At 50.4% G+C, this 25,922-nt stretch carries 15 protein-coding genes and 1 rRNA gene; 13 read left to right on the forward strand and 3 right to left on the reverse strand.

The window, feature by feature from the left end; all coding sequences use genetic code 11:
* The first annotated feature begins 2 nt into the window (after positions 1 to 2).
* Entirely contained in the window at positions 3 to 2,456 is a 2,454-nt protein-coding gene (locus tag HDT28_05305) for a DNA topoisomerase 4 subunit A (GenBank protein ID MBD5131992.1), read from the forward strand.
* A gap of 20 nt (positions 2,457 to 2,476) precedes the next feature.
* Positions 2,477 to 2,893 carry a hypothetical protein gene (locus HDT28_05310; GenBank protein MBD5131993.1) on the forward strand — a complete coding sequence of 139 codons (417 nt, stop codon included), beginning with the start codon at positions 2,477 to 2,479 and terminating at the stop codon, positions 2,891 to 2,893.
* A gap of 73 nt (positions 2,894 to 2,966) precedes the next feature.
* Here the strand turns inward: HDT28_05310 and HDT28_05315 are convergent, their stop codons facing one another.
* Positions 2,967 to 3,293 carry a helix-turn-helix transcriptional regulator gene (locus tag HDT28_05315; protein MBD5131994.1) on the reverse strand — a complete coding sequence of 109 codons (327 nt, stop codon included), beginning with the start codon at positions 3,291 to 3,293 and terminating at the stop codon, positions 2,967 to 2,969.
* 387 nt (positions 3,294 to 3,680) lie between these two features.
* On the opposite strand from HDT28_05315, the gene acgM reads away from it, so the two are divergent.
* From acgM to HDT28_05340, 5 genes are read left to right on the forward strand one after another with little or no spacing between them, the layout of a single operon-like run.
* The gene (gene acgM, locus HDT28_05320) at positions 3,681 to 4,706 is read left to right on the forward strand and encodes a radical SAM/SPASM domain protein, ACGX system (GenBank protein ID MBD5131995.1); all 1,026 of its coding nucleotides are present in this window, start codon (positions 3,681 to 3,683) and stop codon (positions 4,704 to 4,706) included.
* Positions 4,707 to 4,708: 2 nt separating this feature from the next.
* Entirely contained in the window at positions 4,709 to 5,287 is a 579-nt protein-coding gene (locus HDT28_05325) for a nitroreductase family protein (protein ID MBD5131996.1), read from the forward strand.
* 4 nt (positions 5,288 to 5,291) lie between these two features.
* On the forward strand, positions 5,292 to 6,056 hold the full coding sequence (locus HDT28_05330; GenBank protein MBD5131997.1) for a protein-ADP-ribose hydrolase: 765 nt from the start codon (positions 5,292 to 5,294) through the stop codon (positions 6,054 to 6,056).
* Positions 6,019 to 6,870 (forward strand): Sir2 silent information regulator family NAD-dependent deacetylase, encoded by an 852-nt coding sequence (locus HDT28_05335; GenBank protein ID MBD5131998.1) that lies wholly within the window; start codon positions 6,019 to 6,021, stop codon positions 6,868 to 6,870. The genes HDT28_05330 and HDT28_05335 overlap by 38 nt, the downstream gene beginning before the upstream one ends.
* Positions 6,871 to 6,874: 4 nt before the next feature.
* On the forward strand, positions 6,875 to 7,792 hold the full coding sequence (locus HDT28_05340) for a DUF5131 family protein (GenBank protein ID MBD5131999.1): 918 nt from the start codon (positions 6,875 to 6,877) through the stop codon (positions 7,790 to 7,792).
* 4 nt (positions 7,793 to 7,796) lie between these two features.
* Here HDT28_05340 and HDT28_05345 read toward each other — a convergent pair whose 3' ends face one another.
* The gene (locus HDT28_05345) at positions 7,797 to 8,303 is read right to left on the reverse strand and encodes a lytic transglycosylase domain-containing protein (GenBank protein MBD5132000.1); all 507 of its coding nucleotides are present in this window, start codon (positions 8,301 to 8,303) and stop codon (positions 7,797 to 7,799) included.
* 158 nt (positions 8,304 to 8,461) lie between these two features.
* Here HDT28_05345 and HDT28_05350 point away from each other — a divergent pair, with 158 nt between their 5' ends.
* The 4 genes from HDT28_05350 to HDT28_05365 all read left to right on the forward strand — a co-directional run bounded on the left by HDT28_05350 (position 8,462) and on the right by HDT28_05365 (position 19,105).
* Positions 8,462 to 11,926, forward strand: coding sequence for an ABC transporter ATP-binding protein/permease (locus tag HDT28_05350; GenBank protein MBD5132001.1), 3,465 nt, complete (start codon positions 8,462 to 8,464; stop codon positions 11,924 to 11,926).
* A 151-nt stretch (positions 11,927 to 12,077) separates the two neighbouring features.
* On the forward strand, positions 12,078 to 14,126 hold the full coding sequence (locus HDT28_05355) for a hypothetical protein (GenBank protein MBD5132002.1): 2,049 nt from the start codon (positions 12,078 to 12,080) through the stop codon (positions 14,124 to 14,126).
* A gap of 97 nt (positions 14,127 to 14,223) precedes the next feature.
* A complete protein-coding gene (locus tag HDT28_05360) occupies positions 14,224 to 18,591 on the forward strand; it encodes a hypothetical protein (GenBank protein ID MBD5132003.1) in 4,368 nt (1,455 codons plus the stop codon).
* Positions 18,592 to 18,625: 34 nt separating this feature from the next.
* Positions 18,626 to 19,105, forward strand: coding sequence for a flavodoxin (locus tag HDT28_05365; GenBank protein MBD5132004.1), 480 nt, complete (start codon positions 18,626 to 18,628; stop codon positions 19,103 to 19,105).
* A 36-nt stretch (positions 19,106 to 19,141) separates the two neighbouring features.
* Here the strand turns inward: HDT28_05365 and HDT28_05370 are convergent, their stop codons facing one another.
* Positions 19,142 to 20,083 (reverse strand): L-lactate dehydrogenase, encoded by a 942-nt coding sequence (locus HDT28_05370; GenBank protein MBD5132005.1) that lies wholly within the window; start codon positions 20,081 to 20,083, stop codon positions 19,142 to 19,144.
* Positions 20,084 to 20,194: 111 nt separating this feature from the next.
* Here HDT28_05370 and HDT28_05375 point away from each other — a divergent pair, with 111 nt between their 5' ends.
* On the forward strand, positions 20,195 to 22,501 hold the full coding sequence (locus HDT28_05375; GenBank protein MBD5132006.1) for an MMPL family transporter: 2,307 nt from the start codon (positions 20,195 to 20,197) through the stop codon (positions 22,499 to 22,501).
* Between the two features lie 410 nt (positions 22,502 to 22,911).
* Positions 22,912 to 25,845: ribosomal RNA gene (locus HDT28_05380) — 23S ribosomal RNA — on the forward strand.
* Positions 25,846 to 25,922: the final 77 nt, after the last annotated feature.

Genomic DNA, 25,922 nt, shown 5'->3' on the forward strand with positions numbered 1-25,922 from the left:
CTATGGCAGACAATAACGAACAAGAGAATAAAGTACAGCGGATAATTACGCAAACCATGGAAGAAGTTATGCGCGACTCCATGGTCCCGTATTCGGAAGCGGTCATACTCGACCGTGCGCTTCCGCGCGTGGAGGACGGACTCAAACCCGTTCAGCGCCGCATACTGTATACAATGAATCAGCTCGGCATTACGCCCGACAAGCCTTACCGCAAGAGCGCGCGTATTGTCGGCGATTGCTTGGGTAAGCTTCACCCTCACGGCGACAGCTCCATTTACCAAGCGATGGTACGTATGGCTCAGCCCTTTAACATGGGCGCAACGCTCGTCGACGGTCACGGTAACTTCGGCTCGGTCGACGGCGACGGGGCGGCGGCTATGCGTTACACCGAGGCAAGGCTCACGCCGCTAGCTCTAGAACTTCTCCGCGATATAGATAAGAACACCGTCAAGTGGTCGTGGAACTTCGACGATACCATGCTCGAACCCGACATTCTTCCCGGGCGCTTTCCCAACCTCTTGGTCAACGGCGCGACGGGTATAGCGGTCGGTCTTGCAACCAACATCCCGCCGCACAACCTCATGGAATCAATCGACGGCGTTATCGCGTATATCGATAATCCGCGCATATCGCTCAAAGATATGATGAAGATAATCAAAGGCCCCGACTTCCCGACGGGCGGCGTGATAATTCCCACCGAGCTCGCTCACGCTTACGAAACCGGTAAGGGCAAGATCGCCGTTCGCGCCAAGCTCCATATCGAGAACGACAACGACAAAAAGATAATCGTTATCGACGAGCTTCCGTTCGGCGTGAACAAGGCGCAGCTGCTCGAAACCATTATCAAAGTGCGCGAGGATAAGAAGGGCGTGCTTTCCGGCATAACCGACGTAGTGGACGAGTCCGACCGCGTAGGGATGCGCGCCGTCATCAAGACCAAGCGCGACACCAATCCCAAAGAAATAATCAACGCGCTTTTCAAGTACACCAATCTTTCGACCAACTTCTCGTTCAACATGGTCGCAATCGCCGACGGCAAGCCCCAGCTCATGGGACTTCTCGACATTATCGCATACTACGTGGCGTACCAGCGCGAGGTCGTTTTGCGCCGCACCAAGTACGAGCACGAAGCGGCGAAAAAGCGCGAGCATATCTTGGAAGGTCTCGTTATCGCGGTAAGGAATATCGACGAGGTCATCAAGATCATCAAGTCGAGCGCGAACACGACCGCCGCCAAGGAAGCATTACGTAAGCGGTTCGGGCTGTCCGAAATCCAGGCGCAAGCCGTTTTGGATATGCGCCTTGCACGGCTTACTCACCTCGAAATATTCAAGCTCGAAAAAGAGCTTGCGGACGTCAGAGCCGAAATAGCGCGGCTTGAAGCGATCATCGCGAGCAAGAAGCTCCAAATGGAGCTCGTAAAGACCGAGCTTCTCGGCATAAGAAAGCAATACAAAGAGAACAGAAAATCGACCATCGTCGACAGCGTGGAAAAGTACGTTATCCCGAGCGACGACGAGAAGCCGACCTTCGAATACGTAATAGCGGCGAACGCGAACAAGCAGATCAAAAAGATGCTGTTAAAGAACTTCACCATGTCGACGAAGGACTTTGCGGACGCGTCCACGCTTAACGAGGTTTGCAACTGCTTGGTGCGCGCCAAGAGCACGGACAGGGTATTGTGCTTTACCAACCTCGGCAACTGCTTCAAGATAGACGTCGAGGCGATACCCGACGGCAAGTGGCGCGAAAAGGGCGTTACGCTCAAAAAGATAGTGCCCGACGCGGTAGAGGGCGAGTACCCGTTGTATATGCGGCTCGCCGAAGAAAAACTGCCCAAGGGCAACCTGCTGTTTTACAGCAAGATGGGTCTTATCAAGAAATCGCCTTGGAGCGAGTACGGCGTGGTCAAATCGTCGTTCGCGGCGACCAAACTCCGCGACGGCGACACGCTTATAGCGATAGAGGACGAGATTCCCGGCTCGTCGCTCATGATAGTGACCAAGCAAGGTATGTGCCTCAACGCAGATATGTCCGACGTTCCGTCGCAGAACAGGATAGCAACGGGCGTTAAGGGCATGGCGCTTGCCGACGGCGACGAGTGCGTGCTCATCCGTCAGGTCAACGGCGACGGCGAGATCGCGTTAGTCACCGACAGGGGCTTCGCCAAGCGCATACTCGTCAGCCAGATTGACGTTATGGGCAGGTACAGAAAGGGTATCAAGATAATCGACTTCTGCAAGGGCAAGACTGACAACGGCAGCTCGATAGCGTACGCTTCGATAGTGACCATGCCGTTTAAGGTGGTGTTCAACGTAGACGACGAATACCTTACCGCGTACTCGACCGAGAACTTCGCGATAGAAAACCGCACTCATAACGGCAAGGCGCTTCTTAAAGGCAAGCATACTATTGTAGCCGGCTATGCGTACAACGATAAGCTCGTAAACGGATAATAAAAAAGGAGGGGCATATTGTGAAAAAATTTACAAAAGTAATTATTGCAGTGATGACAGCGGTATTGTGTTTTTCATTATCTGCTTGCGGAAATAAGTATTCGAGCAATTATAGCTCTAAGAAGATGATAGAGAAAAGCAACTCAACCGAAAGCTCGGTTTCTTTTGACGGTTTTAGCGGAACGTACGTAATGAAATTGAAAAGCAACGGCGAGGACGAGGTGTATATAACCTATACGGCGACGCTTGCGGAAGGCAAAATAAACGTTTACTATGACTATAACGACGAAAAGTTAGATCTGTTTGAAATCGAAACCAACGGTTCCGTTAACAGTAAAACCGAAGCCTTTACAGGCAATAAAACGATTTACGTAATAATCGAATCAGACGGTAAATGCGGCGAGGGCAGTTTCTTGTTTACTTTGGAAAAAGCATAGAAATAAGTTTCGATTTATCTTAATGCGTAGTAAAAAGCTCTCGAATAAATTGTTCGAGAGCTTTTTAATTATATTACAAGCTGTTTTTATATTCGGTGCCCCAATCGACCATAGCGTCGAGAATGGGCTTTAACGATTTACCGAGCTCTGACAGCGAATACACCACGCGCGGCGGCACTTCCGCAAAGACCTCTCTTTCGACTATGCCGTCTTCTTCGAGCGCGCGCAAATTATCGGTCAAAACCTTTTTACTTATGGCGGGGATTGTCTTTATAAAGTCGGTAAACCGTTGACTGTTATTGTAAATCAGATTGCGCAAAATCAGCAGCTTCCATTTGTTACCTATAAGCTGTACGGTCGTGGCGACGGGGCACTCGGGCAACTCTTCTCTTGTCAACATTGTAAATACCGTCCTTTTTCTTTAAGTATATCAAACGCCGTGGCAAAAGTCAATAGTTCAAAAAAGAAACTTAGTAACCTATTTATTACAAGATAATAGATAAGTAACCTTAGTGTACTCGATCACTACTTTTATTATAATATACTTATCAATCGAAAAGATTGATAATCTGTAAGGAGGTACACAGTTATGACGGCAAATGAATTTGTCAGCTCGGCTTGCGGAACGCAAGATCCCGCCCCCGCTTGCGGTGCGAAAGACCCTGCGCCCGCTTGCGGAGCAAAAGACCCCGCGCCTGCTTGCGGAACTTCGGATAAATAGATCCGAGAGATACGCTTCCCGCAAGCGATTGCGGGAGGCGTATTTTGTAAATAATCGGGAGGGAATATGAAGCCTTACTTTGCGATACAATGGCATATCACCGACGTTTGCGACCAACGCTGTAAGCACTGCTATATCTTTTCGGAAGGGTATCCGCGCCTTATAACGACGCCGCTTGACAAGCTCAAAAGAACGTATGCGCAGATCAAAGAGTTTTGCGTTTCGATAGAAAGAACGCCGTATATTTATTTGACGGGTGGCGACCCCATACTGCACCCTGACTTTTGGGAGCTTTTGGAGCTGTTCAAGGCGGATGGCACGCGCTTTTGCATTATGGGCAATCCGTTCCATTTGAGCGATGAGGTATGCGCGCGCATGAAGGATTGCGGCTGCGTTAAGTATCAGCTGTCATTGGACGGGCTTGAAAAAACGCACGATTCGTTCCGTAAACAAGGTTCGTTCCGCACTACGCTCGAAGCGATAAAAACTATCAAGCGTTCGGGTATGTGGTGCGCCGTTATGAGCACGGTATCCAAGACGAATATGCGCGAGATCCCCGCGCTTATAGACCTTGCGGACGAGCATGGAGTCGACGTGTTCGCCGTGGGTAGGTATTGCCCGACGAGTACGCAAAAAGCCTACGATAAAGATATACATATTCCGCCGCTTGAATATAGAGAGTTTTTACAAGCTTGTTGGGAGAAGTACGAACAGCATAAAAACTCAGAAACCACCTTTCAGTTAAAAGATCATTTGTGGAGCTTGTTCTTGTACGAAAAAGGCTTGCTCAAATTACACGAATGCGATATAATAACGGACGGTTGCAACTGCGCAAGAAATCACGTTACCATATTACCCAACGGCGATATTTACGCTTGCCGTCGTATGGAAAGCAAGGTCGGGAATATAAACGAAAACAATTTGTACGACGTTTGGATCGGTGAAAATATGAACGCATACCGTCAGTACGATAAATTCACAAAATGCAGTAAATGCGAACTCAAAGGCGTTTGCAGAGGTTGCCCGTCCGTTACGTACGGCTATACTCACAATATGTACGACGCCGACCCGCAATGTTGGAAAGAGGTATGAATATGGAGCTAATTGATATTATCAAGACCCGTCGTTCTATCCGTAAATATACGGACGAACAAATCCCCAAAGAACATTTGGATAAGATAATCGAAGCAGGCTTATGCGCGCCGAACGCGGGTGGAAGGCAAGGCACGGTTATTGTCGGCGTTCACAACAAGGAGCTTACCGAAACGGTAGGCAAGCTCAATCTTGCGCGCTTCGACAGAGGTCGGCTCGAAGGCTCGTACGTTTCGAAAGAACAGCCGAGCGTGATTGATGACCCCAATATAAAAAGTGGGTTTTACGGCGCGCCGTCGGTCGCTATCGTGTTCGCGCAAAAGAATTTTTTGTACAGTATTCCCGATGCGTTTTGCGCCGCGGAGAATATGGTATTGCAGGCGACCGAGCTCGGCATTTCGTCTTGCATAATCGCGCGCGGCGAAGAAACCTTCGACAGCGATTACGGCAACAGCCTTTTGAAATATTGGGGCGTTCCCGAAAATTATATTGCGCGCTGTTTTGTTATATTGGGCTATATCGACGGCGAACAGCCGCACGCTAAGCCTATCGATCCAAACAGGCGAATAGTTATAGAGTAGACTTATGGATAAGCTGGACCGATTGATAGAAATACTTTGCGCCGAACGCGGCGAACCCGTGCCGAAGCTTAACGAAAGCGAAAAGCGCGGGTTTTTCCGTGCGCTCGTAAACGTGCGTTTGCCCCGTGCGGCGAGCGACGAGTTTTTGCAAATTCAGGACGAATACTTGCAAGAGCAATTACGGCTTAAAGGTATTACCGATATAGCCGATTTAAAACCCGTGCTTCCCGATATTTATTTATGGCAGGGCGATATAACCACGCTCAAATGCGACGGGATAGTGAACGCCGCGAACTCCGGGCTACTCGGTTGTTTTTGCCCCAATCACCGCTGTATAGATAACGCTATCCATACCTTTGCGGGCGTGCAGCTTCGGCAGGAATGCGCCGAGATAATGGAAGCGCAGGGCAAGGAAGAGCCGACGGGGCAGGCGAAGATCACCAAGGCGTACAACCTGCCGTGCAAGTACGTTTTGCACACCGTAGGACCGATAGTCTACGGCGGACTCACCGAGCGGCACGAAAAGCTGCTTGCTTCTTGCTACCGTTCGTGCCTTGCGCTCGCCGACGAGAAAGGACTGCAAAGCATAGCGTTTTGCTGTATCTCAACGGGTGAGTTTTGTTTCCCGAACGAGCGCGCCGCCGAGATAGCGATAGGAACGGTCGGGGAATACAAGCTGCAAGCGCAAAGCAAGATCAAAGTAATTTTCAACGTGTTTAAGGATACCGATTATGAAATCTATGCAAGACTACTCAAAGCAAATAGATAGGCTTAAAGCGGCGCTCGAAAATGCGGACGCCGTAGTTATCGGCGCGGGCGCGGGGCTATCCACGTCGGCGGGCTTTACCTATTCGGGCAAAAGGTTTCACGAGCATTTCGGCGACTTCGAGGAGAAGTACGGCTTCCGCGATATGTACACGGGCGGGTTTTACCCGTACGAAACGCCCGAGGAGCATTGGGCGTACTGGTCGAGGTATATCATGATAAACCGATACCAAGACCCGCCCAAGCCCGTATACGCCGAGCTTTACGAGCTTGTAAAGGACAAAGATTATTTCGTTATTACGACCAACGTCGATCATTGCTTTCAAAAAGCGGGGTTCGATAAACAGCGGCTTTTCTACACTCAGGGCGATTACGGCTTGTTCCAGTGCTCGGCGCCTTGTCACGAAAAAACGTACGACAACGAACAGATTATTCGCCGCATGGTAGCGGAGCAGAGGGATATGAAAATACCAACGGAGCTTTTGCCGCATTGCCCGTTATGCGGTAAGCCCATGACTATGAACCTTCGCGCCGACGATAAGTTCGTTCAGGACGACGGCTGGTACGCAGCGGGCGAGCGGTACGAAAAGTTTTTGGCGCGGCAAGAGGGCGCGTGCGTCGTATATTTCGAACTCGGGGTAGGCGGCAATACGCCGGTCATAATCAAGTATCCGTTTTGGCGGTTCACGAGTCGCAACCTGAAAGCGACGTACGCCTGCATCAACTTGGGCGAAGCGGTCTGCCCGCCGCAAATAGAGGATCGGTCCATTTGCATAAACGAAGATATAGGCGAAGTTTTAACTGCGTTACGAGGATAAGATAATGCACGATATATGGAATCCGTGGCACGGCTGTCAAAAATGCAGCGAGGGCTGTCAAAATTGTTATATGTACTATCTCGATAGAAAGCATAATAACGGCGACAGCTCGGTCGTGACCAAAACGAGCGGTTTTTACTATCCGCTTTCCAAAAACCGCAACGGAAGTTACAAGATCAAGAGCGGCGAGCAGATACGGGTATGTATGTCGTCCGACTTCTTCGTCGAGGGCGCGGACGAGTGGCGTAACGAGGTTTGGAATATCATTCACGAGCGGCGGGACGTCAAGTTTTTTCTGCTCACCAAACGCCCCGAACGGGTGGAGAAGTGCTTGCCAAAGGACTGGGGGGACGGCTGGGAAAACGTGTTCTTTAACGTTACCTGCGAAAATCAACGCCGCGCCGACGAGCGAATACCGTTGCTCCACCGCTTGCCGTTCAAGCATAAGGGCATTATGACCGCGCCGCTTATCGGCGAAATATCGATAGAAAAGTATTTGCGGGAAGGGCAGATAAAACAAGTGATTTGCGGCGGCGAAAACTACGACGGCGCGCGCCCTTGCCGTTACGAGTGGGTAAAGAAATTGCACGACGAGTGCGTGGCGGCGGACGTCAGATTTGCGTTTATCGAAACGGGCAATTACTACGTTAAGGACGGAAAAACAAATTACATAAAAAGCAAGATACGCCAGACCTATCTCGCGTATGCGGAGGGCTTGCAGTACCGCGGCAAGCCGATGGAATTTATTTTGACCGATCGTTTCGGGTTGCCTGTCCCGAAAGAAGAGCTGTACGTTCCGCATTACCGCGCCAACTGCTTAAAATGCGGCAACCGCCTTATTTGTAACGGTTGCGCCGATTGCGGCAGGTGCAATGACGAAATCGTCACGCAAGAGCAAATAGATAAATTCGATAAAGTATAATAGCTTAATTACGGATCAACGAGTAAAACCATTCGGCTTTATTTACGGCTTCGATATATCCTCGCGTTTCGGCGAAAATTTCCGCTTCGCCCGCGAGGAATTTTTTTGCATTGGCTTCGCCCGCGTTGTAGGCGGCGAGCGCGGCGGTTTTGTCGTCGTCGAACTTTTCGAGCATTAGGCTGAGATAATAGCACCCGCACCGAATATTATGCTCGGGCTCGAACGGGTCGGCGTTCTTTATGCCGAGCGCGGTCGCGCACTCGTCGAATGTGGCGGGCATTAATTGCATGAGCCCCTGCGCGCCTTTATTCGACAGCGCGGTTTTATCGAACTTGCTTTCCGCCCAAACGACCGACTTTACGAACGCGGGGTTAAGCCCGAACTCGTTCGCCGCCGCGCCGATCTCGGTCGAGTATTTATTGGGGAAAACGGCTGTAACGGTGAGCGCCGCCACGATCGCGCCGAGCGCGAGCAACCCCGCCGTTATCGATACGAGCTTGATTTTTTTCATAAGCATAGTATATGAAAAACGCGCGAACGGTAATGCGCAAAAGATAAATTATATTATTTTGCGGAAATAGGCTTGACTTGCGGGGGGGGGTATGTGTTAAGATATATCTATACTTATATATATTTGCTTTTTATCAAATAATAAAGTAGGAGAGAGTAATGTTAGAAGTAAAACACCTCAGAAAGGAGTATAAGAGCAAGAACGGCGTCGTAACGAAAGCGCTCGACGACGTTTCGCTCAACTTTGCCGAGACCGGCATGGTATTTATACTCGGTAAGTCGGGTAGCGGTAAATCCACCCTTCTTAACGTTTGCGGCGGACTCGATAAAGCCGACAGCGGCGAGATCATCATCAAGGGCAAGAGCAGTAGGGAGTTCTCCGGTCAGGACTTCGACAGCTACCGTAATACATACGTCGGGTTCGTGTTCCAGGAATACAATATTCTCGACGAGTTCTCGGTAGAGGAGAATATCGCGCTCGCGTTGGAGCTTCAAAACAAGAAACGCGATAAAGCGGTTATCGATCAAATATTGTCTGATGTCGACATGACGAACTTCGCTTCGCGCAAGCCTAATACGCTTTCGGGCGGTCAGAAGCAGCGCGTGGCGATAGCGCGTGCGCTCGTAAAAGAGCCCGAGATCATAATGGCGGACGAGCCGACGGGCGCGCTCGACAGCAAGACCGGTCAGCAGGTTTTCGACACACTCAAAAAGCTGTCTGAGAAAAAACTTGTTATCGTCATTTCGCACGACCGTGATTTTGCCGAGCAGTACGGCGACCGTATCATCGAGCTCAAAGACGGCAAGATAATTTCAGACCAGACCCGCACGACGGAAGGCGAGGGCGCAAAGAACGTTCGCTTCTTCGGCACGGACACCGTGTGCGTAAACAACGGCGCGGAACTCACCGACGAGGATCTTCAAAGCATTAAAAAGTTCCTTAACCGCGCGGGCGGTTCGGCGGTAATTTCCACATCGCGCGAGCAGATCGCGCAGATGAAAGAGGATAAGCCCGAAATGGCTGTCGGCGCGTTCGAGAACATTAAGGAACAGCCTCAGCCTAAGCAGTACGAAAAGCAAAAGCTTATCCGTTCGCACCTGCCTATCAAGCACGCCATAAGAATGGGCGCAAGCTCGCTCAAATCCAAGCCTGTAAGGCTCGTGTTCACGATATTCCTTTCGATAGTGGCGTTTATACTGTTCGGCTTAGCCTCCACGCTCATGCTGTTCGACGGTCAAGCGACTACCGTTCAGACCTTTGTCGACGCCGAAGACAAGTATATGCTGCTTAGCAAAGGCTACTATTACAGATATACCTACTACAACTCCGACGGTACTATCGACTACCAGTCAAGCGACGAAGATAAGATGTCTACCGCGTATACCCTCGACGAGTACAAGGCTCTTGCCGAAAAGTACGACGGTACGATTGCAGTATCGAATTTCAGAAACAGAATAGACAGCATTCGCCTCGGTCAGTACGGCGATCAGTTCTACGACGAATATATCGAAAAAGCAATGCTCGTAAACGACGTCGCTACTTTCGAGGAGGGTTACGGAAGAAAGCCCGAAGCCGCCGACGAGATAGCTATATCAGATTACGTTTATAATTCGATAATCGCACCAAAGACCAAGTTCACCGACAACTCCAATAAGGAAGTAACTATTTCCAAACCCGAGGATCTGCTATACAGCGAAACGAACCGGTTGACGCTTAACGTAAACGGTAAGGAATTTAAAGTAGTCGGTATTTACAGTATAGAGGAGATAGACTCCAAGTATAACGACCTCAAAAAAGCTGCCGACGACGATACTCCGTTCAGCGGTGACGTCATGATCCCCCAAGAATGGGAAACGTATCTGGAAACAAGTCTTTTGCCGTCGATCATGGTCACCGAAGAACTTATGAAAAGCATTGCCGCATCGAATAATCAGCAATACATTAATACGTATGACTATTTCGATTATAACGAGGGCGAGCTTAGAATTTACTTTGCCGATAGTACCGACACGTGGGCGGGACAGGTCTATATGGTTGCCGAGTACGGCGAGAACAACGGCAAAAAGCTTCTCGACATTTACGATTTTTCGGGCAATAAGCTTAACTCGCTTCCCGCAAACTCGGTGGCTTTGCAAATAGAGCGTGCGGCTAGTTTGTATGCAAGCGCGTATCAAGACTACTATTATGATGTTAAGAATTCTTTCGAGGAGCAAGAGCGTGTTAACGCTATCGTTGAGAAGGCAAGACAAGAATATATTAAAACTTACTTCTTGATCGATGCGAACTTCAATGAAACGGGCTTCAACAACGATAAGCAATATTGGACGGAGAGCCTTAATGCGGCAAAAGCGGAAGCCGAAGAAGAGGGTAACGTATTTAACGAGGAAGAGTGGATAGCGCAAAATCCCGAGCCGCAAAAACTCGACGTATACGATCCCGACAGAGAAGAAATATTCGAATACGATTATAAATATTACATCTATTACGATATGCCTAATCGCGACGAATACGACGAAAATCAACGAACGTATTTGAACGATCTTCGCGCATCCTCTCAAAAATTCGCGGCGTATGACAAGATGGTGGATGAAGCAAAACAAAAGGCGTTGGAGAACTACATTAATAATAATCCCGCGCCGAAAGAACCCGACCGTAACGACTACGAGGACGACGCCGAGTACAATAAAGCGTACAATAAATATCTTCAAGACTGGCAGACGTGGAATGACGGAAGGTGGAACGCCGAAAGTCGCGCCGAGGACGAAGTCAGTCCTATCTACAAGCTGTACAGATTGTCCAATTTACAGCTTAGCAAAGACGAAATACTCGATTTGTTCGCGCAGTTAAAAACGTATTTCGGCGATATCGAATTGAATATCGGTATAAGAAATATGTACAGCGAGGACTGGTCGCCCGTTACTATCGCAGGCGTTTTCTTCGATAATATTACCGACGGCGCGGCATATCTTTCGAGCGATCTGTATTCTTCGTTCGCTATAAAAGAGGAAAATAACTACGGTCATAGCGAGTACGTTACCAAGTACATCGCGCCCGAGGGAGCGTTCATAAGCACTTTATATATTCCGTACGAGCATACGCAGTCGGCGGTAGAGGAGCTTGTAAAGCTTACCTATCAGCGCGGCGAGGACGACTCGACGGCGATCATCCAGAACAGCCAAATGATTCAGCTCACCTTGTTTATAGAGCTTGCCGAGGCGCTCGGTACGGGCTTCCTTATTGCTGGCTTGGTGCTTGCGCTGTTTGCGTTCTTGCTCATGTTCAACTTCATTTCGGCGTCCATTACGGCGAAGAAGAAGGAGATCGGAATTCTCCGCGCAATCGGCGCGCGCACGCTCGACGTGTATAAGATATTCATGTCCGAGTCGTTCATTATCGCGCTTATATGCTTCGTGGTAGCGACGGCGGGAACGTTCGGACTGTGCGTGCTTATAAACGGTATCTTACTGGAAGACACCTTCTTGGTAATAAGCATCCTTTCGTTCGGGCCGCTGTCCGTGCTGTGCATATTTGGCGTTGCGCTGTTGACGGCGATCATATCCACCGTAATACCGGTTGCGCTCTACTCGCGCAAACCCCCGATCGCCAGCATAAGAGCGCTGTAATCGATAGGGAATCAGCAATCAATAATTATGGAATAACGGCGGTTGTACCGAAAGTATCGATACAGCCGTCGTTTTTTAATACAAGATTAAATTGTTAGGTCGCTTGATTTTTATATAATACTTTGGTATTATTGTATTGAGGAAAAAGGGTATGAAAATAACAAGGGAAAAAGTAAAAAGCTTTACACGAGTATTTTTGTTCATGGTAACGGCGTACGGACTGAGCTTGGGTTGCTGGGGCGTGGGACTGTATTTGAAAGTCGACTCGCAGACTTCGCTTTGGGATACTTTATTCTACGCGTCCGTTGCCGTCGTATCGGGATTGTGTCTGATCAATATTATTATGTTTGTAGTGTTGACTCGGCTCATGAACCGAAAGAAGATCAAATCGACATTCGACTATCTTGAACGCATAAAGACCGAAGTTCGCTCCGACTACGCCAAGGCAAAGCGCGCGGTCACGGCGGCGATCGTCGGCGGGTATTTATATTCTACGGTGTTGTTCGTGCTTGTGCTCTTTACATGCTTCGCCCTTGGCATGAGTGCCGAGATTGACGGCACGATAGGTATACTGTTATTGGGATATTTGAATGTCGGTTTTCTCGACGTGATAATTCCGAACCGCAATTCATTCGAAGACGAACAAACCGTTTTGGACAGTCAATGCTACCCCAAGCTGTACGAGCTTGCTCAATCGGCGGCGGAAGTTCTCGGCTGTAAGAGCCCGTTGGAGCTTGCGCTCGGCGGAATCGAGGGTATATCCGTATTAGAGCTTAACGGGAAGGTGCGCATTTCGCTCGGTTATCTTTACGCCGCATATCTTACGAAAGACGAGTTGAAAAACGTTTTATTGCACGAGTTTGCCCACGTCGTAAACGGCGACGTCAAGTTTTCATACGCGTGCAGTAAGCATATACAAAGGTTTTCTATGGCGAACTCGCATATAGCTATTTGCGCTTCTAAGGTGTTTTCTTCGCTCGGGTTCTATATGCTGATGGATTTCAGACACGAGATGTATTCGACTTTTGCGTCCGAGCATATAGAAAAACTCGCCGACGACACGGTGAGGGAAAAGGGCGACGTTCAGACCTTTGTGAATGCGCTCGCTAAGTCCGAGTTGCTCTCGCGTTTCGCCAATATCGCCGTGCCGGAGCTCGATTATTACTATTACGAAAGCGAAACTCCGAGCAACGATTTTTGTTCGCGCAACGTGGCGCTCTATCCCGCTTACATAGATAAGTACGGCGAGATCTGGCAAAGGTATATGACTGTAGAGCTTCGTCCGCGCGTCAGCTCGCATCCCATATTCCACGAACGAGTGGCGGCAATGGGGTGCGAAAGCTACAATCCGTTTGTTGTCGAGACGGACGAGGGTTATGCCGCCGAGCTGAATAAGTTTGTTGAGCTCGCCGATAAAATCCATGCGCAACAGATACCGTACGAGCTTGTTCGGCAAGGCGCATATCTCGAACGAAAAGAGGCAATGGACAGCTACGAGAAAACGCTCGAAAATGGCGAGACTCCTTCATACGGGCAAATGACGAACGCGCTCGATGCGTACAGCATGGTGGACGAAGAAAAGGCGATCGCGCTTGCCGACATTATGATAGAGCGGGACGTAAACGCACCTTTTGCGAACAATTACAAGGGCTTTATTCTTAAACGTCACGGCGATCCTGCCTGTGTGGAATATTTTAAGATCGCGGCTAATGATTACCGTAACGCCGAGTCGGCAATCGAAAACATAATGGAGTTCGCGCTAATGAGCGGCGACGAACAGTTAATAACCGAGTATCGCGAAAACCTCCCCGATAAGCTTCAATCGATGGAAGATAAATTCAAGCGCGTCAGCTTTACCCGCGACAAAAAGATTGAGGTTTGCGATTTGGAAAAATATGTCATCGATGGGTTTGTAGAAAAAGTCGTTGAAGCAGGAGGGAACGCCGTGGAGAGTATCTATATATGTAAATATACAGATGAGGACGGCGAAGCACATTATCCGTTTGCTGTCAAGATCAGACAGTTCAAGATGATTGGCCTCGACAAGCAAATGAACTTCTTCGGATCGCTCGGCGTGATAGTCGACAGCTATAACGGCAAGCCCGATTTTATAGGCTGCAATGCCGATAACGATTTGTACCGCAGGGTAATTCGCAAGGGCGAAAAGATTTTCAACTTCAAGAAAAGTAAAGCGAAGTAATAAATAAACGGCAATATTAATAAAAAACGTTTTGCATATTCGTTCGGCTTGTGGTATAATATAGTACACACATTTTGCCAAAAGAGAGGAATTAATCTTGGCGGATATCAAAAAACCCACAACGACAACAACGGCGAAGCCCGCGGCAAAGACGGCGACTCCCGTTAAGCCCGCAACGCCTGCGGCAAAGACGGCGACACCCGTCAGACCCGCAACGCCTGCGGCAAAGACGGCGACTCCCGTTAGACCCGCAACGCCCGCGGCAAAGACGGCAACGCCCGTCAGACCCGCAACGCCTGCGGCAAAGACGGCGACTCCCGTTAAGCCCGCAACGCCTGCGGCAAAGACGGCAACGCCCGCCAGACCCGCAACGCCTGCGGCAAAGACGGCAACTCCCGTCAGACCCGCAACGCCTGCGGCAAAAGCGACAACGCCGGTTTCACGTACCACCGTTGCTCCCGCTAAGGAAACGGCGGCAACTAAGACTGCGACGACTGCGACCGCACAGCCCGCGGCGACGACTGCGGCTGCTCCGCGCACTGCGAGCGAATTAAGGGCGGCGGCGCTTTCCAGGCCTGCGACGAAGCAAACCGAAATGCCCGATCCTAAGGTTAGGGTAGTTACCGACGCATCGGCTGCCGTTTCGTCGACTTCGGCGAAAAAAGCGGACAAGACCGAAAAGCCCGCAAAAGAGAGCAAGATCGCCAAGGCGGATAAGAAAGCCGCAAAGGCTTCTTCGGGTAAAGCGCTCGTTGCCGCAGATAAGAAGTCGACGGCGGTTGCGCGCACCGATAAAAAATCTTCTGCCAAGACTTCTAAGAGCGGCGGCGCGGCGGCTTCGGCGCTCGATCCCAAAAAGAAGAAGATCATAATCATATCGGTGGTGGCGGCGGTGCTCGTCATTGCGCTCATTATAATTCTTGCGGTCTGCATACCTTCGTGCGCGCACAAGGACGGGGAATTATTACCGTTTGATCCGTCTTTCTCGATAGACGGCGAGGACGAGCATAAAGGTAGCGTATTCGATGAGATCGATCCCAACGACGGTCTGCCCACCGAGGTCTTTTCTTCGGCGTACGTCAACAAGACCAAAGTCGGCTACAAGGCTGAGTATCTCGGTACGGTTGAACGCACTCTCCCTAACGGAGTAAGCGACGGCGGGCTCGTAGCGAACGGAACCATAGATGCCTATCCCAAGTTTGGGCAGGGCTCGTCGCTTGACCAAACGCAAAGGCAAGCCGTCATCAACGAGAACTGGAACTTGTGTTCTATAAACACGCGCATCGGCTCCGACGGCTATCCGCAAAACACTTACGATAAAATGGATAAGGACGGCTATCTTTATCTTCGCGGCGAACGGACGGGCGGGCAGCTTTATAAGCATACCGGCTCGGTAGGCTTGTGGTATAGCGACGTCTCCGATGACGAGCAAGCCATTGTCAAGCGTTTCACTTTCGATCCGCGCGGCTACGAATCGTACAACGTTACGGGTATGTACGCGCCTGCGGGCGAGATCATAAAAATCGAAGTTTCCAAGGCGGATATGCAAGCCGCGGGCAACAGCGTGCTCATTCATATCGGTCAAGCGCTTTATAACCGCAAGGCGAATAATATTTGGGCGGCGCGCGGGCTTAACCGTATGCCGGTTATTCTCAACACCATGCTCGTAACGCCCGATACTGCCGAGTTCGACGAGGAGCGTCAGGTGTATACCGGCTACGTCGGCTCGTTCTTGGGCGGACCCATCTACATAGGCAACGCCAGCAAAACGTTCAGCGTGACCGTTTCGGGCGGCGTTAGGTATTCGCACTTTATACTCGGCTACACCACGCCCGAGGAGTTTGCCGAAAACGCCAAGTCTACCGCGCCGTACTTCGATCTCGAAGTACGCGAGTACGGCGTTCTTCACTCTGGACCTGTAAATCAAGTCAAAAATCTCTCTTACGACGACCTGTACACGGCGGCGGTCATGTGGGAGAAGATCGCGCTCGTTTCCACGCAGATTACAAGGCAGGGCATAGTATTCCTTTACGAGCCGTTCGTAGCGGCAGGCGCTGCGGTCGCGTTCCCCGGTCAGTACAGCGTAAACTGCCCGACGGATTGGATGGCTGGCTCGCTCAACTATAATGCGTTCGTCAATTCCGGTTCGTGGGGTAATATGCACGAGTACAACCACAACTTCCAGGGCTGGGGACTTCCCGACGGCGGCGAGGTGACCAACAACGCCGTAAACCTCGTAGAGTACAGCTTGTTTACCCGCATATCCGCTAACCGCAGGCTTGGCGCGGGCGGCGACGGTTTGGACGGTTGGAACAGATACACTTCGCCCGGCTGGGCGGCAATGCAGGTCAGCGGCAGCCGCGAAAACGATTTGTCTATCTACGCGACGCTCCTTCACGCGTTCGGTCAGGATAACTTTATAAAGGTCGCGGCGGCTAAGCCTAACGGCATAGATAATTACTTCAATAAGTTTGCAGAAGTCACGCATAACGACATGACCTACTACTCGTCGCTCGTAGGAAAGAACATGAGCAGCGAGGCTACTTCCGCTATGAAGGCTAAGGGCTATTCCATGTTCGTGCCCGTAGCTACCGTTTACCAAACGGGCAGGAGCTATAAGTACGACGGCGAAACGCATTATATTCAAACCGCTCAGCCCTATAAAATCAGGTTCGGCGAGGACTTCACTCTCGACCTTCGTCCGTACACGACCGAGGGCGGTATGTATACGAGCGGTAGTATTGTCATTCCCGCCGACTTCAATTATACGGTAAAGTCGATTACCCAGCCCGAGTACGGCACGATTGTCAACAACGGCGATAACGTGTTTACCTATAAGCCCGACGGCGAGCATACCAAATCGGGCAAGATTCGCGTAACGCTCGGCATCACCAAAAAGAACGGCTCGTTCAAGGTGGACGACGTGGAGCTTATAATCGAGCTCGAACAGTCGCACGAAATGAACAAGTCCATGCTCGAACGCGTCACGTATACCTATGAGGACGTCGACGCTATGCCCGAGTCCGCGCAAGCGGCGTTCGAGAGCAAGTTTGCGGGCGCTTCCTCGGTGGTTTCCGCCGATAACGCCAACCCCACGCAAAACGGCAATACCGAGATTTGGACGTATGACGTTATGTCAGATAACGCTTTCTACGAGATTCGCGGCAAGTTCTATATAGACGAAACTGCGAAGTATCGTTTGGCGCTCCGCGGCAGATGGGACTGCGCGCTGTATACCTCCGTCAACAGCAACGAGGATAAAGACTTTAAGCTCGCGGCATACGTTCAGACTACGGCGTCGCACGCCAACTTCTACACCGAAGCGAACACGTATTGCGATATCGAGGACCTTAAAGCGGGCGATTGGCTGTACTTCCGCGCCGTAGTAAGATCGACGAACCAGGGCGGCAAGAACGCGTATATAGGTCTCGGCTGGGGCAAGTTCACGCCCGCAACCGGCACTATCAACGAGAACGGCGAGATCGAGGGCGCGGGCGAGGAAACGGTAACAGTTCAATACGCCAACGCGTACCGCAATTCCTATCAGTTTACCGATACCTCGTTTACTTCCAACTATAAATACGTTCGTAACTATACCTATACCTACAACGATACTATCGAGTATACTCCCGTCTATTCGGCGGACGGAAAGGAGTACCGCTATTCGGTGGTCGAAACGAATTACCGTCCGTGGACGGACGCCGTATCCGAAGGGTGGTATGATATTTCGCACCTGTTCGACGGCAGGCTCGATACCTATATCCATACCGCAAGGGATCAATGGATAAGCGCCGACAATCCGCTTACCATGACTATCGATGCGGGTAGCGTGATCACCGCCAATCGGTTCAACGTTTACGGTTGGACGGAAAAGAGTATGTCGAATATCGGGTTCCCGACTGCGTTCAAGCTGGAATTCAAAAATACGCCGGACGGCGAGGTTGTTTACTCGAAAGAGTTTAGCGGCGTTAAGTACGGCAACAACAAGAACGCTATCGTCAACCTCGGCGAAACGGTCAAGTTCCGCTACGCGTATCTTACGATAACGGCTTCCGATAACGGCAGGGTAGCACTTACGTCGCTCTCGTTCTCGTACGTTACCGAGTATGTAAACGGAACGGTCGTAAGCTGTGACAGCGAGAATATCCGTTATCGCGGTGATTGGAAAACGGAGAGCGCGTACTGCTCGTTCGGGCACATTTACGTTGGCAACGACGATGCGGTTTGCGAGTTTAAGTTTAGCGGCGATCGGTTCGCGTTGTTCGCTATGCGCAACAAAATCTACGGCACGTTTGAGGTCTATATCGACGGCGAAAAGGTGGGCGTTGTCAACCTTTCGGGTAACAGCACCAGTCCCGAGCTCGTTTATCTCAGCGACGGGTTGAAGGACGGCGAACACTTCGTGTCCATTCGCAGCACGGGCGACAAGATCAATATAGACAGCTTCGTCACCTGGGGCGAGTAACAATTAAAAATTAATAATCAAGGAGAAAAAATATATGTCAGGCAAAAAATTAGTAGCATACTTTTCGACTTCGGGCGACACTGCGGTCGTCGCAAAACAGCTCGCAAAGGCGGCGAACGCGGACGTTTTCGCTATTAAGCCCGTCGAGCCGTACACGCAAGCTGACCTCGATTGGAACAACAAGGACAGCCGCTCGTCGCGCGAAATGCGCACGCTCGAACGCCCCGCGATCGCGGAACGGGTAGAGAACATGGCGGACTACGACGTGGTGTTCGTCGGCTTCCCGATCTGGTGGTATCTCGCGCCCACTATCATAAACGGCTTCCTCGAAAGCTACGACTTCTCGGGCAAAACGATAATACCGTTCGCCACGAGCGGCAGCAGCGACATCTATAAAGCCGAAGCGGTGCTCAGACCGCTTTGCAAAACCGCGCAGTGGAAGGACGGCAAGCTCCTTAACGGCGATATATCCATCGAAAGCCTTAAAGCCTGGGTGGAAGAACTCAATATCTAATAATAAAAAAGAAGCGGCAACGCTTCTTTTTTATTATTAAAATCCTATTTCATTTAATGCGCTTTTAAGCGTTGCGGCGGAATTGTGCAGTGCGGCAAGCTCGCTATTAGATAAGCCTATATCCATAATGTCCTCTATGCCGCCCGACCCGATAAGCGCGGGCACGGAAATATAAATATCGTTCAGCCCGTAGTGTCCGTTCACCAGAGTGCTCACGGGCATTATCGAATGCTCGTCGCGCACTATGCTCTCGCAAATTCGTCGCGTGGCGGCGGCTATGCCGTAGTAGGTCGCGCCCTTGCGATTGATTATCTCGTACGCCGAGTTTTTAACGTCTTCCTCTAAGCTTTTGCGGTTGCGTTCGTGCTCCTCGTAGCCGCAATGCGTGCAAAACTTATCGAGCGTAATTCCGCTTACGTTCGCGCTCGACCACACGGCAAGCTCGCTATCTCCGTGCTCGCCGATAACGAACGCGTGCACGCTTCGCGGGTCTACGTTGAGCCTTCGCCCGACAAGGAATTTAAGCCGCGCCGAATCGAGCACCGTGCCGCTACCGAACACTCGGCAGGACGGGAAGCCCGACAGCTTGTGCGTTACGTACGACAGAACGTCCACGGGGTTGGACACAACGAGTAGGTACGCCGAATCGTTGTACTCGATTATCTGCGGCACTATCGACTTCATAATATCGGCGTTCTTCTTGATTATGTCTAGCCGCGTTTCGCCTTGGCGTTGCGCTGCGCCCGCCGTTATTATGATAATGCCGTAATCGCCGAGATTGCGGTAGTCGCCCGCGCGTATCTCGACTGGACGGGTAAAGGGTAGGCAATGGGATAGATCCATCGCTTCGCCGATCGCACGGTCGCGGTTGACGTCGATCAAGAGTATATCGGTGAACAGTCCGCTGTTCATGAGCGCGAACGCCGTACTGCTCCCGACCATTCCGCAACCTATTATCGCTACTTTTCTAATATCCATGAAAATAGTATGCGCCGATTAAATAATAAAAATTAATTAACCGATAACTTCTGATTTTTAATTGATATAATTTTGCTTGCGTTTTTTCTATATAAATAGTAAAATTAAGCCATGCAAAAAATCGCACGGTTTATCGTAAATAAATATCCGTTGTTTTTCGTGATATTCGCGCTCATGCTCGCATACTGCGTGTACGGCATTACGCGCATTACGGTAGAGTACGACATTTCCAAGTACCTGCCTGCCGATACCGATACCGCGCAGGCGCTTGTTATCATGGACGAGGAGTTCGCGGCATACGGCTCGGCGACCGTGCTTGTATCGGATATAGACGGCTCGACTGCCGACGAGATAGCAAAAAAAATCGGCGCGGTGAGTGGCGTCAGCGGATTCTCGTTCGACAGTTCGAGCGCGAGCAATTATAAGGACGGCAACGCGCTCTATTCGATGTACTTCGAGGGCGGAAGCGGCGACGAGAAAGCGGTAGCCGCATATAACGCTGTAATTAAAATAATAGAGGATAGCGGCAAGCCGTTCTGCGTGCCCACGCCGCTCGTAAGCAATTACGCCGATACGCTCGCTTCCGAAATGGTCGTAATAATAGCGATAGCCGCGGCGGTCATCATTTTGGTGCTGCTGTTCACTTCCAAAAGCTTCGCCGAGGTGATAGCGTTCCCGTTCGTGTTCGTAATTGCGGCGGCACTCAATATGGGTACAAACCACTGGCTGGGCACGATTTCGTTCGTGTCGAACACGGTGTGTATCATTTTGCAGCTCGCGCTCGCTATCGACTACGCGATAATTCTTTGTCATAGGTTCACTGAGGAAAAGGACAAAAACCCGAGCGACCCGAAAGCGGCGCTAACTACCGCGCTCGCCAAGGCAATACCTGAAATCGCGTCGAGCTCGCTTACCACCATATCTGGGCTTGTCGCGCTCATGTTCATGCAGTTGGGGCTTGGCTTTGATCTCGGCATGGTGCTCGCAAAAAGCATAGTGTGCTCGCTTGTTACCGTGTTCTTGTTCATGCCCGGTGTACTGCTTATCCTGTCCAAGCTGATGGATAAAAGCCGTCACCGCAATTTCGTGCCGAAGATACGCCGTCTCGGCAAGATCGATATTAAGCTTCGCTACGTACTGCTCGCGGCGTTCGTCGTGCTGTTCGGCGTGGGCGCAGGGCTTAGCACCAACCTTGATTACTGTTACAGCACCAATTCGATAGACACATCGCGCCCGAGCGCGCAAATGCAGGCGCAAAACAAAGCCGACGAAATATTCGGCGCGAGCAATGCGTTCGTCATACTCGTTCCCGATACGGTGAGCTACGAGGTTCAGCGCGAAATAACGGAAGTCGTGCAACAGGAAGAGCTCATCACTTCGGCGCTCGGCTGGGCGTCGATAGGTCTGCCGAGCAAAAGCGATCCCGATAAGATGTATTACCTTACCGACAGCATCACGCCCTTGGGGCTTAGCGACGCGATAGGTATCGAACCCGACAAGGCGGGCACGCTGTTCATGCTGTACGCAATGAATAGGGGAAAGCCAATAAGCGGAAGCATTTACGACTGCGAAGCGCCGATAGTCGACCTTCTTGACTTTGCGTTCACCGACAGCCGCGTGTCGGCTATGGCGGGCGATATGATAGGCGCGTATAAGGATACCCTCGAATTCGGCAAGGCGCAGCTGCTTGGCGAAAATCATACAAGGATAGTATTCACGGTCGGCGCGGCGCTCGAAAGCGCGGAAACGTTTGCGCTCATAGAAAGGCTGACGCCGACGGTCAAAAACATCTGCCCCGAAGCGATATTCGCGGGATCGAGCATGAGCGCGTACGATCTTAATAAATCGTTCTCGCATGATAATATCCTCATAACTGTTTTGACGATAGCGTTCATATACCTGATACTTGCGTTCACGTTCAGGTCGTGGGGTATACCGATCGTGCTCGTGCTCGTAATTCAGGGCGCGATATTCATGAACTTCGCCATACCAGTTATCGTGGGGAGAAATATGTTCTTCTTCGTGTACCTTATCGCAAGCGCGATACAAATGGGCGCGACGATAGACTACGCCATACTCATGACCAACCGCTTCCGTGCGCTGTCCTCGCGTATGCCGCGGGATAGGGCAGTGACCGAAGCTATCTCGCAATCGTTCCCTACGATAATCACCTCGGGCACGATCATGACGGTGGCGTCCTTCCTCGTCGGGTTCCTGACGAGCGATCCGCTCATCTCGTCGATGGGTATAACGCTCGGGCTCGGCACGATAATTTCCATAGTGTGCGTGCTGACCGTTCTGCCCGCCGCGCTGTACGTTTTCGGTCCGCTCCTCGAAAAGACTGTAATCAAAGGAAAGCCCAAAGCCAAGAATATCCGTATGCCCAACCCGAGCCTTCCGCCTAGCGCGGACGAATAAAACAATAGAGAATATCCATAATAATAAAAGCCCTGCACCGTCGGGGCTTTTTACGTTAAATAAACCAAATAAAATCCCCTAAAAATTTTTTTTGAAAATTTTTTAAAAAAGTTTGTAAAAACGCTTGACATACGTATAATCATGTGGTATCATGAATAAGCTGTCACGCAAGATAGCAAACGGGTCATCCAAGTATCGCGAATAAGCCATACCTCTGGACATAACAGCAATAACGCAAAGGGGAGCAAAATCCCTAAGTATATTGCTCGTTGTGTTTTTTTTGACCTCGTCGCACATTGACAACTGCATATAACTTAAAGCGAGTATACAAATATCAAAATTGGTGATATGTATTACCAGTACAATTTTGAAAGTTTATATCTTGTAATTTCTTATTTTTAGGAATTGGACGATTAAGCTACCAAGAGCATACGATGGATGCCTAGGCATCTGGCGCCGAAGAAGGACGTGATAAGCTGCGATAAGCTGCGGTTAGTTGCAAATAAGCGCTTGACCCGCAGATCTCCGAATGGGGAAACCCAGTTATAGGAAACTATGACTATGTTTGTGTGAATAAATAGCACATTCAAGGGAACCCGGGGAACTGAAACATCTTAGTACCCGGAGGAAAAGAAAGAAAATTATCTATTACCTGAGTAGTGGCGAGCGAAAGGGTACCAGCCCAAACCGCATATAGCAATATGTGCGGGGTAGTGGACTTGTATACGGGCACTTGGCATGAGTAGCCGAAGTTGTTTGGAAAACAACGCGAAACAATGTAAAAGCCATGTAAGCGAAACTTATGCCATAGCTCACAAGAATCCGGAGTACCACCCAACACGTGGAATTGGGTGGGAAGCAGGGAGGACCATCTCCCAAGGCTAAATACGACCAGATGACCGATAGTGATTAGTACCGTGAGGGAAAGGTGAAAAGCACCCCGGAAGGGGAGTGAAACAGAACCTGAAATCGTGTGCTTACAAGCAGAGAACGCACTACGCTTACCGCAAGGTGAGCACGTGTTATCTCGTACTTTTTGTAGAACGGGCCGGCGAGTTACGATGCGTTGCGAGGTTAAGGAATCAAGTTCCGGAGCCGTAGCGAAAGCGAGTCTGAATAGGGCGAATTTTAGTAGCGTGTCGTAGACCCGAAACCGAGTGACCTACCCATGAGCAGGTTGAAACAGGAGTAAAATCCTGCGGAGGACCGAACGCACCCCTGTTGAAATAGTGGGCGATGACTTGTGGTTAGCGGAGAAATTCTAAACGAACTCGGATATAGCTGGTTCTCCTCGAAATAGCTTTAGGGCTAGCCTCGGAATTTAGAGTATCGGGGGTAGAGCACTGAATGGGCTAGGGGCCTTCACGGGTTACCGAACCTTATCAAACTCCGAATACCGAATACTTTTGTCCGGGAGTCAGACAGCGAGAGATAAGTTCCGTTGTCAAAAGGGAAAAAGCCCAGACCCACAGCTAAGGTCCCCAAATAATAGTTAAGTGGTAAAGGATGTGATGTTGCACAGACAACCAGGATGTTGGCTTAGAAGCAGCCACTCATTTAAAGAGTGCGTAATAGCTCACTGGTCGAGTGATGTTGCGCCGAAAACTATCGGGGCTCAAACTATTTACCGAAGCTTGGGAATTATCTTTGATAATTGGTAGGGGAGCAATGTGTGCGGGCTGAAGCCGTATCGAAAGAGGCGGTGGACTGCACACAAGAGAGAATGCCGGCATGAGTAGCGAAAGAGGAGTGAGAATCTCCTCCGTCGAAAGCCTAAGGTTTCCTGGGGAAGGTTCGTCCTCCCAGGGTTAGTCGGGACCTAAGTCGAGGCCGAAAGGCGTAGATGATGGACAACAGGTTGATATTCCTGTACTGTCATACAGTTCGATGCAGGGACACAGAAGGATAGTCAGTCCGCGCGGATGGTAAAGCGCGGCCAAGCGGTTAGGCTGGGTTGTAGTGAAGTACGCAACTCATTAGGCTGAGCCGTGATCGGGGAGTCGATTGCGACGAAGTTGGCGAATCCACGCTGGCGAGAAAAGCTGCTAAGGCTAGCTGTAGGGCACCCGTACCGCAAACCGACACAGGTAGGCGGCAAGAGAATTGCAAGACGAGCGGAATAACCATCGTTAAGGAACTCGGCAAAATGACCCCGTAACTTCGGAATAAGGGGAGCCTAGCAATAGGTCGCAGATAATAGTCCCAACCAACTGTTTATCTAAAACACAGGTCTCTGCAAAAGCGCAAGCTGATGTATAGGGGCTGACGCCTGCCCGGTGCCGGAAGGTCAAGGGGACGTGTTAGCGCAAGCGAAGCACCGAACTTAAGCCCCGGTGAACGGCGGCCGTAACTATAACGGTCCTAAGGTAGCGAAATTCCTTGTCAGGTAAGTTCTGACCCGCATGAATGGCGTAATGAGTTGGGAGCTGTCTCAACGATGGATCCGGCGAAATTGTAGTATATGTGAAGATGCATATTACCCGCGACTGGACGGAAAGACCCCGTAGAGCTTTACTGTAGCTTGGTATTGAGTCTCGGCAAAGGATGTACAGGATAGGTGGGAGACATTGAAGCAAGGGCGTTAGCCTTTGCGGAGTCAACCTTGGGATACCACCCTTTCTTTGCTGGGGTTCTAACGAGATGCGCTAATCGCGGTTTCGGACATTGCCAGGTGGGCAGTTTGACTGGGGCGGTCGCCTCCTAAAGAGTAACGGAGGCGTTCAAAGGTTCCTTCAGAATGGTTGGAAACCATTCGTAGAGTGCAAAGGCAGAAGGGAGCTTAACTGTGAGACTTACAAGTCAGGCAGATACGAAAGTAGGACTTAGTGACCAGGCGGTAGAGTATGGAATTGCCGTCGATTATCGGATAAAAGTTACCTCGGGGATAACAGGCTGATCTCCCCCAAGAGTTCACATCGACGAGGAGGTTTGGCACCTCGATGTCGGCTCGTCACATCCTGGGGCTGAAGAAGGTCCCAAGGGTTCGGCTGTTCGCCGATTAAAGTGGCACGCGAGCTGGGTTCAGAACGTCGTGAGACAGTTCGGTCCCTATCCTTCGCGGGCGCAGGATATTTGAGAGGATTTGCCCTTAGTACGAAAGGACCGGGGTGAACGCACCTATTGTGTACCGGTTGTCGCGCCAGCGGCACTGCCGGGTAGCGAAGTGCGGAGCGGATAAACGCTGAAAGCATCTAAGCGTGAAACCCACCTCAAGATTAGATATCCCATCTACACGCAAGTGTAGAGTAAGACTCCATGTAGACGACGTGGTTGATAGGTCGCAGCTGTAAGTGCAGCAATGTATTCAGGTGAGCGATACTAAATAAGTCGAGGGCTTTATCAATACCAATTGCTAAACAAAAATTAGCAGTTACAAGATTAAACCCTGTTAGTAGAAAGTAATAAGTTATGTGCGGTTGTC

Source organism: Clostridiales bacterium, from assembly GCA_014799665.1.
In the GTDB taxonomy this organism is placed as follows: Bacteria; Bacillota; Clostridia; order Christensenellales; family Pumilibacteraceae; genus Anaerocaecibacter.

Coding starts and splice junctions, on each gene's coding strand:
- HDT28_05325 (MBD5131996.1), top strand. CDS start 4,709: ATGGAGCTAATTGATATTATCAAGACCCGTCGTTCTATCCGTAAATAT.
- HDT28_05340 (MBD5131999.1), top strand. CDS start 6,875: ATGCACGATATATGGAATCCGTGGCACGGCTGTCAAAAATGCAGCGAG.
- HDT28_05365 (MBD5132004.1), top strand. CDS start 18,626: ATGTCAGGCAAAAAATTAGTAGCATACTTTTCGACTTCGGGCGACACT.
- acgM (MBD5131995.1), top strand. CDS start 3,681: ATGAAGCCTTACTTTGCGATACAATGGCATATCACCGACGTTTGCGAC.
- HDT28_05335 (MBD5131998.1), top strand. CDS start 6,019: ATGAAATCTATGCAAGACTACTCAAAGCAAATAGATAGGCTTAAAGCG.
- HDT28_05345 (MBD5132000.1), bottom strand. CDS start 8,303: ATGAAAAAAATCAAGCTCGTATCGATAACGGCGGGGTTGCTCGCGCTC.
- HDT28_05370 (MBD5132005.1), bottom strand. CDS start 20,083: ATGGATATTAGAAAAGTAGCGATAATAGGTTGCGGAATGGTCGGGAGC.
- HDT28_05355 (MBD5132002.1), top strand. CDS start 12,078: ATGAAAATAACAAGGGAAAAAGTAAAAAGCTTTACACGAGTATTTTTG.
- HDT28_05375 (MBD5132006.1), top strand. CDS start 20,195: ATGCAAAAAATCGCACGGTTTATCGTAAATAAATATCCGTTGTTTTTC.
- HDT28_05330 (MBD5131997.1), top strand. CDS start 5,292: ATGGATAAGCTGGACCGATTGATAGAAATACTTTGCGCCGAACGCGGC.
- HDT28_05305 (MBD5131992.1), top strand. CDS start 3: ATGGCAGACAATAACGAACAAGAGAATAAAGTACAGCGGATAATTACG.
- HDT28_05315 (MBD5131994.1), bottom strand. CDS start 3,293: ATGTTGACAAGAGAAGAGTTGCCCGAGTGCCCCGTCGCCACGACCGTA.
- HDT28_05350 (MBD5132001.1), top strand. CDS start 8,462: ATGTTAGAAGTAAAACACCTCAGAAAGGAGTATAAGAGCAAGAACGGC.